The organism is Sporanaerobium hydrogeniformans (assembly GCF_002735925.1).
GTDB classification, from domain to species: Bacteria; Bacillota; Clostridia; order Lachnospirales; family Cellulosilyticaceae; genus Sporanaerobium; species Sporanaerobium hydrogeniformans.
The window spans coordinates 1-11,971 of the sequence record NZ_PEDL01000039.1; the positions used below are offsets into that span (position 1 = coordinate 1).

The window sequence follows — 11,971 nt, forward strand, 5'->3', positions numbered from 1 at the left end:
GTTAAAAATAATTCTTTTTCTGAAAGAGTTTCAATCATTTCAGGTAAAGCTAAAGTGTCATGGGTTACCCCTGAAGTAATATCAAAATGGGTGATAGAGTGATTGATGGCACTATAAAGCGTTTGAATTTTAAGAGCTGACTTGGCATTACGTCCACCCATTCCAACCTAATCATCTGCTACTTGATCAGGTAAAGAAATAGTTGTAGCATCTAGAAGCTTAACATCTGTGAAATACTTTAATAGCAATGAAGTGTGATTTTCTAAAGCATTAGAATAGATGAGTGAAAAGGCCTTTTCTAATAATGTTTTTAGAAAAAGCTCGCTATCTTGCAATCTAGCACCAATGGCTTGCTTAGTCAAAGAAACACCATTTTGGATAACAGCACACTTTTCAGCAATGACTTCTTCAGTAATATTTTTAGCGTCTAGAAGCCCCAATGTCATTGCTTTAGCAAAGGTTTCAGGTAGAAGTTTGGAATGGCGTTTCATAAAACCAGATGATTTTGCTATTTCTTCAATAAAAGATGGTATAAAAAGTTTAAAAAGTCTAGATACTAACTTTGCAATATGCATGGGAAACCTCCGTTGTTTGAGTAGTGTTAGACTATAGAGGTTTCCCATTTTTATTGCTTTTGTTACTGGAAAAATTTAGTTTAAAGTTTACGCTTATGATCTAAAAATATCTAAAGTGTCATTTTCAAAACTTCCCAAAATCTATAATTTCGGGAAGTACCAAAATCTCTAGGATAAAAAGACAGTTTCAAAATCTAATGGATTTTGGGAATATGCTTATGGTCTTAGTTGCTTTACATAAATACCATAGAACTGCTCCAACATTTCAACGAGCTCTATAAACTCATTTTGATTGCTGGTAAATTGCCTAGGAGAATAAAACAATAAATATTTAAAATGTTTTTGTTCAAATAATCTTATAGTTTCTTTTTCTACCTCTTTCAAACTACCATGTGTAACTATAAAATCTACTGCCTGAATATTGCTCTGTACACATTTAGTAGTGATTTGGCAATTCTGATAAGCACAAGCCTTTTGACCTGCCTTATCCTTTGCCGCTCTTAAAACTATAACCCCAGGAACTGTAGTTACTACCTGATTAATAGCCATATTACTCAACCCCCTTTAGAAAATCATTTATTTCTTCCCAACCACCGTCATTAGAATAATTAGGAAAATCCGTCATATCCGCAGATAATGTAATTTCTCTATTTTCTTCATCTAGTTCTAACTTCACACATACATTTTGCTCAGCAATGATACTTAAAACCTCAAATGCTTTCTTAGGAACAATCATTGTCACTGCTAATTTACTTCTCATAAAAATACCTCCTTTTTGGTTGTTACTTAATATAAAAGTAACTGTCCAAAAGGAGGTCGTATATGCATTGAAATAGGTATTTATGTTAAAAAATCAAATAATGTGTTGAAGTAAAACAATATCTGTCAAACAATATGAAATATATGGTATAATATAGGTAAAAATGATTGGTGGGATTAAATGAAATCTATTAAAAAAATATTGTCAAATGCATGGGCTATAGGTATTTTATCTCCTATTATTGCAACGGCAATTATTTCTATCGGGACCTCTATACATAAGAAAATAAATATTTTTGAGGCTATTCTCCTTGTCATAAAAATATTGTGGAATGGATTTTAACTATTCTAACATTTAAAGTTCCTGTGTTTGTCATTATACTCATAATAATAGGTCTTTGGGTTGTTAAGAAAATATATAATAGTTTTTCTTCAGAGAAAGTGGACAATTCCCCGCAATGGTTGAATTACAAAAAAAGTAAATATAAAAAATGGATATTTGCATGGGACTATAACTTAAATAGCTATTTGAGGCAATATGAAATCATACATTTAAGACCAGTTTGTCAATGTGGTTGTGAGTTATCAAAAAATGCTAATGGTTCAACTGTTCATTATAGTTATGGAACACTAATCTGTCCTAAATGCGGTAAAACATATCCGGAAATCTATGAAGAAGATATCCTGGATTTCAAAAAAGTATTGTTATATGATATTAATAATGACTTATATCCAAAAGAAAATATTAAATAATGTGGATGGTGGTATTCAATGTTTTATTACTTTTTCCAACAGTATAAAAATGAAATCTATTTGGCAAATAGAAAGAAATTAAAGATAAACGAAATACTCATGATTGTTGTACTAATTGTTTCTACAATAGTCCTTTCAATATTTGCAATGCTACAAAGATTTAATATAATTACCATTATATCTTTGCTGATACTAATTATAGATTTTACATATATGGTTATCTACGTAAAGAAAACAGAGAACCAGAGAGTTGCTGAAAAGGTATTAAATTATAAGAATACAAAAATAAGTCCTCTTATTGAGTTACTTAATTCTGATACTTATAATTTGTATACCGTTGAAGGACTAGACTGGCTGATTGAATATTGCTCTACTGAAACCAATAAAACTGCATTCAAAATATCTATCCAAGGTATTGTTTTACCTTTTATTACATTGGCTTACGGAGTTATCTTAAATAACTTAAACCTTACTGAAATAGTCGTAATAAGTATAACATTTATCTGTATTTTGTTAACAGTTATAATGCTTGGAAAAATGGTCCAGCCGATTGTAGATGACATAGTGTATCCAGATAAAACAAAGTATTCTTGCTTAAAATCCCAACTTGAATATATTAAAACTCAGTTTTAATACTAAAATATATTTTAAATACTATTATGAGGGAGTGGTATTATGGCACAAGGGATAATTGGGGGAGCAACATCGTATGAAGAACAATCGCTACATGATATTTTGAGCGATATAAATGTATGGATAGAATATACCACTGAAAGAAAGCAGTTTATTATTCAAAGAAAACAGCAACTAGTGGAAAATAAGTATTGGGATAAAGTTCCTTATGACTTTCAGGTTACAATTCTTTCAACGATTTCTTACTTCGATACAATATTATTTGATTTGGGATTAATTAGAACTGCTATAGACAAAGATTGTATTTCAGAGAAAGAAGTTAAATTACTTAGAAACATTGGGAGAAAATCCATAGAGTATAATAATGAATATCCTAAGACCTTCAAAGAAGACCGTAGACATTGGCATGATTATGGAAATCCTGATTTTATGATTGCAGAAAAGCTTTATGGTAAAGGACGAGATTATTTTGTAACAATGCAGGACGCAGGTAATGCAGCTGCTAGATTGGAGGATTATATGGAAAAAGGACAAGTCACAAATAATACATTACATATTGGTGGTAATGTTACAAACTCACAATTTCAGCAAGGGACTGTTAATTCAACACAAAGCATGGTAATACATAATAACTTTGACTATGAACAGGTTTTAAAAACGCTTGTTAAAATCAATAAATCATTTAAAAACAGTGACTTCAACGAGGATTTTGGTGACAGGTCAGGGGAAGTCAAAAGGATTGTTACAGAAACTATTGAAATGGTGAACCGCAAAGAAGAACCCACAAAAATTAAAGAGGCACTTTCCACCCTAAAAGATTTAGCGGTTGGTGTGACCGGCAGTCTGATTGCAACAGGTATTTGTGGTTTAATTACGCAATTACCTATATGGTAAGGGGGTTTACGCATGTCAATCGTTTTAGAATTGCAACAACAGGCAGTAGATAGTAACTCCGATATTCTTTCTTTGTTGAGAAAGGCCCTTTTGGTTGCTAGAAAATTAGGATTGAAGGATTTTGAAGAATGGATTAACTGTGAATTAAATGGCTATCAGGATGCAGCCAATATACCTGATTATAGAAATCTTCATGGTGAGCTAAAAGCGTGGAACCCATATCATGGATGGATATCGGTTGTGATACAAGATATAAGATTTGAAGAAATATTTACAAACAGAAAAACATATCAGTCTATACCTAGTATATGTAGTTTGCTAAGTCTAAAAAATGAGATAGCAAATATGCCTATGCCAGCTTCAGTGAATGTAAAAATATCTGAGCTTATAGGGTTTGATACAAAATACACATTATTTATACCACATAATCAGATTAGTAATATTATAGACCAAGTAAAGAATAAGATTTTGGATTGGTCTTTGATTTTAGAAGAAAACGGAATAACAGGCGAAGAACTAAGCTTCACGCAAGAAGAAAAGAAAAAAGCACAATCCGAACCACAAATCGTAAATTATATAAGCAATTTCTATGGTGACGTTACAAACTCACAAATGCAACAAGGAACAGAGAACTCAACACAAAATAAAGGTGAATGAATATGGGAAAATACAAAATACCAAAAAAACTCAAATGGAAATACAGAACTATTAAAATCTTTATTGTTGGCATAGCAACTGCACTAGTAGCAAGTCTTTCTTTTGCATACCTCCTGTATATTAGAAACAACGAGTTTGGTTTTTCTACTTGCCTCAATATTTTTGGTGGTTTAACAACAGGATTAATCATATTGGCATATACCTATCTAAGTAACAAAAACCTAAAAAATGTTACCAATATTGTTGAAATGTTAAATGAATTAGACTTATTGCCTATTTATCGTGCGAATGAACTTGATTTTTGTACAGATGCTAATTGGCCATCAGAAGAACAAATGCTAGACCATGGTATTGACCTAGATACTATTTTGGAGGATAACGAAGGTTGTGTATATGCACTGCTAACTTACAAAGAATACCTAAACAATCTAAATCTACAATTCAATAAGATAAAAGACTTTTCAGAACAATATTTACTATTGCCTCTAGCATTTGATACATATAAAGGGGAACTTGATAGAGCTATAACGTCCTTTTCTGAATATCAGATTGAAGATATGTATAAAATGCCGCCTTATTTAGTAAGAAAATCTAGTAATGGTGATATTATTGATATTTATAATAATGAAAACGATGCTAAACAATATATTAAAGAGCATTCTGGTGTCGAAAGTGATAATGAATATTATATAGACCCACCTGGTAACATGTATGCAGTCAGTTACGTATTTCATCAAGGTGCAGAAATATCTGTTGAGAATGTGTACAATGAATGGATTGATAAAATGAATACTCTTTATGATAAAATAGAACAATTCAATTCTGACCTTTTGAAATGTAAGAAAAGCATATGTGATTATCATGATAAAAACATAAATATTGTGCATTAGCTTATAAAAGACCTTATGTAATGTGAGGTCTTTTTGATTATACTTAATAATTTATCACTAATAGATTAAGCTATAAAGTTCTATCTTTTTTAAGATAAATATAAGGTGTATCAGGTGGCATACCTCTATCTTAAAATCAACTATGGCATAGCCATAGTTGCAATTCTATCTTAAAAAATATACACCATATCAAAATCCTTAACTTCGGCAAAGCCATGCACTTGGCTAACAAAATCAATAATGGCAAAAATAGATATAAAACGAACTGCCCTTGTAAATCAAGGGTTTCAAGATACCTAGATAAAATAATGGGAATAATACGAACTAATCAATACAATTTAAAGAACTTTGGAGGTGATTTTATGAATAAAAAATGCAGAGCTTTATCTAAACAGGAGTATGAAAGTGTAGTTTCAACAATCAAATACGGCTTTACCTATAAGGTATCAAGGTACAGCCAAATATTAAAATAGCCACAGCCTTTGTGGTACAAGCCAACACTGGACTTAGGATTGGTGACTACTGCAATTGAAATTAAAGGATATAGTGAAAGAAAGTGGTAGATATCATTTCAACATTGTAGAACAAAAGACTAAGAAACCAAGGACTTTTACTATTACACCAGAAATCTATACCTATCTGCAGGAGTACGCTCTGAATAACAATATAAGACCAGATAGAAGATTATTTGACATTGGAATAAGAGGAATACAGAAACACTTGAAAATGGCAGTTGGCTATCTTGGATATGAGAATGTAGGAACACATTCTTTCAGGAAGTTCTTTGCTATGTCGATTTACAATGATAATTAGTACAATGTTGAACTTGTGCGGGAATTATTACAACATTCCTCAGTTGCCGTTACACAACACTATTTAGGGGTAAGTCCTCAGATTGTGGAAAAAGCTTTACTGGGTCATGTATATATACCTGCTCTCTAAAATATTGCTTAAAATTGAAGATAAGGAAACTGGACTGGGTAAATTATAGGTTGAGATAGGTTAGGTTTAAAAAATATGAAAAAATTGAATATGGAGAAGTTTAAAAATGACTGTCATTGCTGCATAAATTGATTGTGGTATGGTGGTCATTTTCCTTGTTGTTGGTTTTGGTTGGAGTTACGGGGATAAAGTGAGTTTTATGTGAAAATAGATTTTAAAAATAATTTTTTGAGAAAGGCACATGGAGTTATATAGATATGTGCGTAGCATATATCTATATATTAAACTATATTAGTGCCTTGAAAAATATATAAACTCTTTGAGTTTTCAACACTTCTTAACTTCCAAGGGTGGGAGTTCCCCCTGATTTTTTAATCCACATTCCCTTCAACCCGTCATTGCTATGTTTCATGTTCTTTTCCCTTGACTGTAGTCATTTCTGGAGTTAGCATGTGACTAAAATCAAGGAAGGGAAGTGTTTTTATGGCTGAGGGAATTAGAAAACGTGGTGAAAAATACTCTTTTAGAATAAACGTCAAAGACCCACTTACAGATAAATGGAAAAATATAGAGAGGTCTGGTTTTACCACTATTACAGAAGCAAAAAAGGCAAGAACTAAGTTACTGTTACTTGAAACTACACCTTCAAAAATCATAACAAAAGATAAATTTGTTTCCTTATCACAGGTCTATCATGAGTTTATAAACAAGTATGCCGTCTACAATAGAGAAAAATCTACACTTACTAAGTATGGAACTGTTTATAAAAATCATTTAGAACCCAACTGGGGAAATGTTAAAATGGGTAAGATTACATACAAGGAATTATCCGAAAATCTTTTTTCTTTATCTCAGACCCATAGCAATACCTACATTGTCAGCATATTAAAGTTTATGAAGGTACTATGGAAGTTTGCCCATGAGCAGGAATACCTTAAAGAAAACATTATCTCAAAAGTAACAGCACCTAAACCAGATACAGAGGAAACCGCTATTAAAATCTATACCGAACAAGAGCTTGATAGGTTTCAGGAAAGATTTAGTACAACAAACTTAATTACCTCTTTCCTTATAGGTACATACACAGGTTGCAGAAGGTCTGAGGTATATGGACTACTATGATCCGATATAGACTGGGATAAGCATACTCTATCCATTAACAAACAGTTGATTTATGAGGATAAAATGTGGGTTCTACGAAACCTGAAAACAAAAGCAGCAATTAGAACCATTGATTTACCTGGCTGTCTTTATCTGCATTTAAAGGATTTGAGAGAAAAACAACAAAAATCTAAATCTGAATACGGAGTTGCTTATAAAGTCAATCGAATTGCTATAGATAATGGAAGAAATAAACCAAAAACTATAGTTGAGGACTTGGATTTTATCAATATCAAACCTGACGGCACAGCCTTAACCTCACACAGTGAACGGGTACTGAGTAGAATTGCAGAAAAAGAGTTTGATATTGGATTTAAGTTCCATAACCTCAGACACAGTCATGCTAGTTGGCTTGCAGGACATAATATTCCCGCTGTTGTAGCAAAAGAAAGATTAGGTCATGCAACAGAAGAAGTTACCTTGAAATACTATCACCATGTTACTGAGGGAATGCGGGAAAACCTTGTTAATCTCCTTAATTCTCAAGGGCATAGTGAAAGGAAAAGTGATTTATAGTATAATTAGTTTTAGATAAATACTAATAAACATTGTTTTTTCAGTAATGAAAGCCTTGAAAAGTAGCAGTTTGCAAAAATTGATATCTACAATGGGAACGATGACACAACTTATTTCAAAGGCAAAATACAAACCAGTAAAAGACTTAAGTTGTAATAAGAGTTGTTCTTCTTGCTTAGAGCGATGTCATCATCAAGAATAACTATTTACTTGGAGCAATGAGCTACATCCTCTTTGATGATGGTGTCTGCTAGTAGCTTAGCACCATTCATGACTATAGAAGCCCCATTACCTGGATGGATAGAGGAGCCCACATAGTAGAGATTAGCATAAATGGGGTCTCTCATTTGAGGTCTAAAAACTAAACTTTGAAAGAAAGTATGACCAATGCCAAAACAACTTCCAGCAGTATAATGATACTTCTTTGCAAAGGTAAGGGGTGTTGTAAAAGAGCGATAGAGAATATGCTGATTGAGATCACCTAACCCTGGGAGGGTACGCAGGATAGCAAGGCAAGTTTGATAAAGTCTATCTATGAGGTAAGGTGTCCAGCTTATAGAGGAAGCATGAAGGTGAGGTACACGCACCATAATATTAAGAATAGAATGAGTTGGATTTTGGCAAAAACTATTATCTAAAGCAGAAGGATAGTAAAGATATAAGGAAGGAGAAATGGGTAACTTCCCTTGAAAAATCCTTTCTATCTCCTTCTTAAAAGAAGCATGGATATACAGATTATGAACTTCCAACTCTTTCAATTTTTTAGCAAGCCCTAAATGGATAATAAAGGTAGAACAAGAAAGCTCAAAGGAAGGAATGTGGCGTGTGGGCAACAGGTGGTTTACAGCATACAGAAAATCTGTATTAAGTAGCACTCTGTCAGAAGGGATGAAGGTAGTCCCACAACGTACACCTTTTACAACGTGATGCTTTGTAATTACTTGGTCAATAGGTTGCTTATAGTAAATCTTTCCACCTAGTTCGTTAAACAACCTAGCTAATGCAAGGGTGTAGGCACTTAGACCACCTTTGATATGCATAATGCCTTCAATTTGGGATTGAGCTGGAATAGCTGCATAGGTATTAGGTAATTTATAAGGGGAGCTTCCCATAAAAAATGTCTGAAAAAGTAGGAGCTGTCTTAGTTCTGGAGAATGAATATAGTGAGCGATGTAATCACTTGCCGTTGTAAAGGGTGCAACCTGAAGAAGTTGGTAGAGTGTACGTGGGTGAAAGCAATCTTTAGTTTTTATAAAAGAACGGTTAAGTAAATGATTTTTACTCTTTAAATACTTTAAAGACGTATCAAATACAAACCGTGTATACCCTTCCACATCTTTAGGAAATAAAGTACTTAATGCAGTCTGAGTTTGAGATAAATTTGCACTGAAAGTTAAAGATTTAGCGGAAGACCAAAAAACATGATAGTAATAAGGAAGAGGAAGCCACTGAAAATAGTCTTCAGGGCGGCGATCTACATCCTGAAAAATTTCAAAATAAGTGAGGGGATTAATGGCAATGCTAGCACTTTCGTCCCATTTAAAAAGGCCATCAGGACTTGAGATAGAATGAAGAACACCACCTGGATAGGCATTTTTTTCGTAAATCGTAACGTGATAACCTGCATGAAGGAGTCTGATTCCAGTACATAGTCCCCCAATACCAGCCCCCACTATAAGTATTTTCTGACGCATAGAGCCCTCCAAAAGTATAAATTATAGTGTATTTTATCCGCTAAAACATTAACCTATTCAGATTCAAAATCAAAAGGTGTTTATACTTGGAGCTAATTAGTATATACTAGAATATAAATAAGGAAGATTGAGAAAGGAGCTAGAGGATGAAGATAGGTATTTTAGGTGCAGGAAAAATTGCAAAGGTGATGGCAGCTACACTTAATCAGATGGAGGAAGCAACTTGCTATGCTGTGGCAGCGAGGGATTTAGAGCGTGCAGAGGCTTTTGCTAAAAGTTATCAATGTGAAAAAGCCTATGGGTCTTATGAGGAACTAGTAAAGGATGAGGAAGTAGAGCTCATTTATATTGCAACTCCTCACTCTCATCATTATGAACACGCTAAGTTATGTATTGAACATGGCAAAGCTGTACTTTGTGAGAAAGCTTTTACACGTAATGCAAAAGAAGCACGAGAATTATTAGCTTTAGCCAAAGAAAAAGGAGTTTTTATTACAGAAGCTATTTGGACAAGATATATGCCTTCAAGGAAACTAATTAGTGAACTCATAAAAAGTGATATCATTGGTAAACCTGCTCTGCTGACAGCTAATTTAGGTTATAATATTGCGGAAAAAGAGCGTATTATAAGACCAGAGTTAGCTGGTGGTGCACTTCTTGACTTAGGCATCTATCCTATCAATTTTGCACTGATGGTATTTGGTAATGAAATTGAAAAAATAACATCTACTGCTACTTTATCAGATACAGGTGTAGATTTACAAAATAGCATAACATTTACCTATAAAACAGGAGAGATGGCTGTTTTGAATAGTACCGCCTTAGCTTTATCCGATAGGAAGGGAATTATTTATGGAGACAAAGGCTTTATTATCATTGAAAATATTAATAACTGTGAAAAGGTCTGTGTCTTTAATATGGAGCGTGAAATGATTAAATGTGTGGAGGTGCCTGAGCAAATTAGCGGGTATGAGTATCAGGTAATAGATGCTATTGCAGCTATTAAAGCAGGTCAATTAGAGTGCGAAGCAATGCCACATGCAGAAACGATTCGGGTAATGGAAATGATGGATTATCTTAGAAAAGAATGGGGAGTCATCTACCCAGGAGAATAAGTTTTAAACATAAGTAATGAGTGTAAACTACAAAGGGCATTTATTCTAGAAAGAATAGGTGCTCTTTGTAGTTTATAATGTGTAAAATCGAAGGAATTATTTGCCATCACCTTTGCTTACACCTGTAGAAACCCATTGGTTATTGGTAGCAGACTTCTTTGCTTTATCATGAAAGTAATTTGTGCCTTCATCACTTTGATTACCCACCCAGGCATTATCAGTGGCAGATTTTGTTTGTTTATGAGACATATTTAAAGTCCTCCTTGGCTAAAATAATAAAACGATATTATTTAGTATGGTTAGTTATAGGTTAAATTATTACTTTCCTAAATGAAAAGAATGCTTATTAGAGAGATTGTTTATTAAGAAATAGATAATAAGTCTCATTTACTAACTATTTGGAGTATGTTAAAATAATTACAATCAGACCAAAGAGGAGGAAATAGGCGATGGATCAAACGGCATTATTTACATTAACCTATGGTATATTTATTTTAGGAGCAGAAAATAATGGTGCAAAAAATGCATGTATTATCAATACGTGTGGGCAGCTTACTGCAGAGCCAACACGTGTGAGTATAACTGTTTTAAAAAGTAATTTAACGCATTATATGGTGGATGCTTCTAAGAAATTTACAGTATCTGTTTTAGGTAAACATGCTTCTTTAGAAACGATTGCTCATTTTGGGTTTCAAAGTGGACGAAATGCTAATAAATTTCAAAACATGACGTACAAAACAGATAGATTAGGTATACCAGTCATTGAAAAGGACAGTATAGCTACCTTTTCTTGTAAGGTAATTGAACAAATAGATTTAGGATCCCATACTCTTTTTATTGGAGAAGTTGTAGAGGCAACTAAATTATTAGATGCTGAACCCATGACATATGCTTATTATAGAGAGCTAAAGGCAGGGAAAGTAAAACCGGTCAACTTAGAAGAACAACAAGCGCTGCCTGAGCAAAACACACAATATGAGTGTTCAGTTTGTCATTATATTTATGAAGGAGATATTTCTTTTGAACAACTGCCAGATACTTATGTTTGTCCTATATGTGGACAACCTAAAAAAGTGTTTTATAGAGCTTAACGGATGGAGGGATAATTTTAATAAAAACACTTAAACTAAGACTAGGATTCACTTATAAAGAAAGGAAGAGGTTAGCATGAAAGTAAAGATGGTATGTACACGTGATCAAGAAACTAAATTTGTAGAATTACCTATGGCGGAGGAAGCTCTTCTTAAAATAAGAGCAACGGTCTTAGACCGAGATTCCATAGGCCTGCTAAAGTAATGTTAAGATGTGCTTGAAAAGAAAGCCACATAACACCTAAGTCCAGTTGAATAGGATTATCCAGCCCAAAAACTCCTGCATAATTC

17 protein-coding genes are annotated in these 11,971 nt (G+C 33.3%); 11 read left to right on the forward strand and 6 right to left on the reverse strand.

Going from position 1 to position 11,971, the window contains the following annotated elements; translation table 11 throughout:
* Positions 1–167: 167 nt before the first annotated feature.
* The 3 genes from CS063_RS16790 to CS063_RS16800 form a co-directional block, all read right to left on the reverse strand.
* Positions 168–575, reverse strand: a complete 408-nt coding sequence (locus CS063_RS16790; RefSeq protein WP_099450838.1) for a hypothetical protein — start codon at positions 573–575, stop codon at positions 168–170.
* 216 nt (positions 576–791) lie between these two features.
* The gene (locus CS063_RS16795) at positions 792–1,124 is read right to left on the reverse strand and encodes a hypothetical protein (protein ID WP_099450839.1); all 333 of its coding nucleotides are present in this window, start codon (positions 1,122–1,124) and stop codon (positions 792–794) included.
* A 1-nt stretch (position 1,125) separates the two neighbouring features.
* Positions 1,126–1,335 (reverse strand): hypothetical protein, encoded by a 210-nt coding sequence (locus CS063_RS16800; RefSeq protein ID WP_099450840.1) that lies wholly within the window; start codon positions 1,333–1,335, stop codon positions 1,126–1,128.
* A 180-nt stretch (positions 1,336–1,515) separates the two neighbouring features.
* On the opposite strand from CS063_RS16800, the gene CS063_RS17745 reads away from it, so the two are divergent.
* The 8 genes from CS063_RS17745 to CS063_RS16840 all read left to right on the forward strand — a co-directional run bounded on the left by CS063_RS17745 (position 1,516) and on the right by CS063_RS16840 (position 7,780).
* Entirely contained in the window at positions 1,516–1,677 is a 162-nt protein-coding gene (locus CS063_RS17745; RefSeq protein WP_180270842.1) for a hypothetical protein, read from the forward strand.
* On the forward strand, positions 1,662–2,087 hold the full coding sequence (locus CS063_RS16805; protein WP_099450841.1) for a hypothetical protein: 426 nt from the start codon (positions 1,662–1,664) through the stop codon (positions 2,085–2,087). The genes CS063_RS17745 and CS063_RS16805 overlap by 16 nt, the downstream gene beginning before the upstream one ends.
* Positions 2,088–2,105: 18 nt before the next feature.
* Positions 2,106–2,720, forward strand: a complete 615-nt coding sequence (locus tag CS063_RS16810) for a hypothetical protein (RefSeq protein ID WP_099450842.1) — start codon at positions 2,106–2,108, stop codon at positions 2,718–2,720.
* Between the two features lie 42 nt (positions 2,721–2,762).
* Positions 2,763–3,614: a hypothetical protein gene (locus CS063_RS16815; protein ID WP_099450843.1), complete on the forward strand. Its 852-nt coding sequence runs from the start codon at positions 2,763–2,765 to the stop codon at positions 3,612–3,614.
* A 12-nt stretch (positions 3,615–3,626) separates the two neighbouring features.
* On the forward strand, positions 3,627–4,271 hold the full coding sequence (locus CS063_RS16820) for an AbiTii domain-containing protein (protein ID WP_099450844.1): 645 nt from the start codon (positions 3,627–3,629) through the stop codon (positions 4,269–4,271).
* A 2-nt stretch (positions 4,272–4,273) separates the two neighbouring features.
* Positions 4,274–5,161 (forward strand): hypothetical protein, encoded by an 888-nt coding sequence (locus tag CS063_RS16825; RefSeq protein WP_099450845.1) that lies wholly within the window; start codon positions 4,274–4,276, stop codon positions 5,159–5,161.
* A gap of 1,425 nt (positions 5,162–6,586) precedes the next feature.
* Positions 6,587–7,225, forward strand: a complete 639-nt coding sequence (locus CS063_RS16835; RefSeq protein WP_099450846.1) for a tyrosine-type recombinase/integrase — start codon at positions 6,587–6,589, stop codon at positions 7,223–7,225.
* Positions 7,226–7,288: 63 nt separating this feature from the next.
* Complete coding sequence (locus tag CS063_RS16840) at positions 7,289–7,780, forward strand: tyrosine-type recombinase/integrase (RefSeq protein WP_099450847.1); 492 nt, start codon at positions 7,289–7,291, stop codon at positions 7,778–7,780.
* Positions 7,781–7,986: 206 nt separating this feature from the next.
* Here the strand turns inward: CS063_RS16840 and CS063_RS16845 are convergent, their stop codons facing one another.
* Positions 7,987–9,474 (reverse strand): phytoene desaturase family protein, encoded by a 1,488-nt coding sequence (locus tag CS063_RS16845; protein ID WP_099450848.1) that lies wholly within the window; start codon positions 9,472–9,474, stop codon positions 7,987–7,989.
* A gap of 146 nt (positions 9,475–9,620) precedes the next feature.
* Between CS063_RS16845 and CS063_RS16850 the strand changes: the two genes are divergently transcribed.
* Positions 9,621–10,589 (forward strand): Gfo/Idh/MocA family protein, encoded by a 969-nt coding sequence (locus CS063_RS16850; RefSeq protein ID WP_099450849.1) that lies wholly within the window; start codon positions 9,621–9,623, stop codon positions 10,587–10,589.
* A gap of 96 nt (positions 10,590–10,685) precedes the next feature.
* Here the strand turns inward: CS063_RS16850 and CS063_RS17750 are convergent, their stop codons facing one another.
* The gene (locus CS063_RS17750; protein WP_180270843.1) at positions 10,686–10,838 is read right to left on the reverse strand and encodes a hypothetical protein; all 153 of its coding nucleotides are present in this window, start codon (positions 10,836–10,838) and stop codon (positions 10,686–10,688) included.
* Positions 10,839–11,038: 200 nt separating this feature from the next.
* Between CS063_RS17750 and CS063_RS16855 the strand changes: the two genes are divergently transcribed.
* Complete coding sequence (locus CS063_RS16855; RefSeq protein ID WP_099450850.1) at positions 11,039–11,680, forward strand: flavin reductase; 642 nt, start codon at positions 11,039–11,041, stop codon at positions 11,678–11,680.
* Positions 11,681–11,756: 76 nt separating this feature from the next.
* Positions 11,757–11,885 (forward strand): hypothetical protein, encoded by a 129-nt coding sequence (locus tag CS063_RS17965; RefSeq protein WP_308415558.1) that lies wholly within the window; start codon positions 11,757–11,759, stop codon positions 11,883–11,885.
* Here the strand turns inward: CS063_RS17965 and CS063_RS18255 are convergent.
* A complete protein-coding gene (locus tag CS063_RS18255) occupies positions 11,833–11,949 on the reverse strand; it encodes a DUF4321 domain-containing protein (protein WP_408640907.1) in 117 nt (38 codons plus the stop codon). The two genes, CS063_RS17965 and CS063_RS18255, sit on opposite strands and share 53 nt — an antisense overlap.
* Between the last annotated feature and the right edge of the window lie 22 nt (positions 11,950–11,971).

Coding starts and splice junctions, on each gene's coding strand:
- CS063_RS16855 (WP_099450850.1), top strand. CDS start 11,039: ATGGATCAAACGGCATTATTTACATTAACCTATGGTATATTTATTTTA.
- CS063_RS16795 (WP_099450839.1), bottom strand. CDS start 1,124: ATGGCTATTAATCAGGTAGTAACTACAGTTCCTGGGGTTATAGTTTTA.
- CS063_RS16825 (WP_099450845.1), top strand. CDS start 4,274: ATGGGAAAATACAAAATACCAAAAAAACTCAAATGGAAATACAGAACT.
- CS063_RS16800 (WP_099450840.1), bottom strand. CDS start 1,335: ATGAGAAGTAAATTAGCAGTGACAATGATTGTTCCTAAGAAAGCATTT.
- CS063_RS16790 (WP_099450838.1), bottom strand. CDS start 575: ATGCATATTGCAAAGTTAGTATCTAGACTTTTTAAACTTTTTATACCA.
- CS063_RS16810 (WP_099450842.1), top strand. CDS start 2,106: ATGTTTTATTACTTTTTCCAACAGTATAAAAATGAAATCTATTTGGCA.
- CS063_RS17965 (WP_308415558.1), top strand. CDS start 11,757: ATGAAAGTAAAGATGGTATGTACACGTGATCAAGAAACTAAATTTGTA.
- CS063_RS16850 (WP_099450849.1), top strand. CDS start 9,621: ATGAAGATAGGTATTTTAGGTGCAGGAAAAATTGCAAAGGTGATGGCA.
- CS063_RS16835 (WP_099450846.1), top strand. CDS start 6,587: ATGGCTGAGGGAATTAGAAAACGTGGTGAAAAATACTCTTTTAGAATA.
- CS063_RS16845 (WP_099450848.1), bottom strand. CDS start 9,474: ATGCGTCAGAAAATACTTATAGTGGGGGCTGGTATTGGGGGACTATGT.
- CS063_RS17750 (WP_180270843.1), bottom strand. CDS start 10,838: ATGTCTCATAAACAAACAAAATCTGCCACTGATAATGCCTGGGTGGGT.
- CS063_RS16820 (WP_099450844.1), top strand. CDS start 3,627: ATGTCAATCGTTTTAGAATTGCAACAACAGGCAGTAGATAGTAACTCC.
- CS063_RS17745 (WP_180270842.1), top strand. CDS start 1,516: ATGAAATCTATTAAAAAAATATTGTCAAATGCATGGGCTATAGGTATT.
- CS063_RS16840 (WP_099450847.1), top strand. CDS start 7,289: ATGTGGGTTCTACGAAACCTGAAAACAAAAGCAGCAATTAGAACCATT.
- CS063_RS16815 (WP_099450843.1), top strand. CDS start 2,763: ATGGCACAAGGGATAATTGGGGGAGCAACATCGTATGAAGAACAATCG.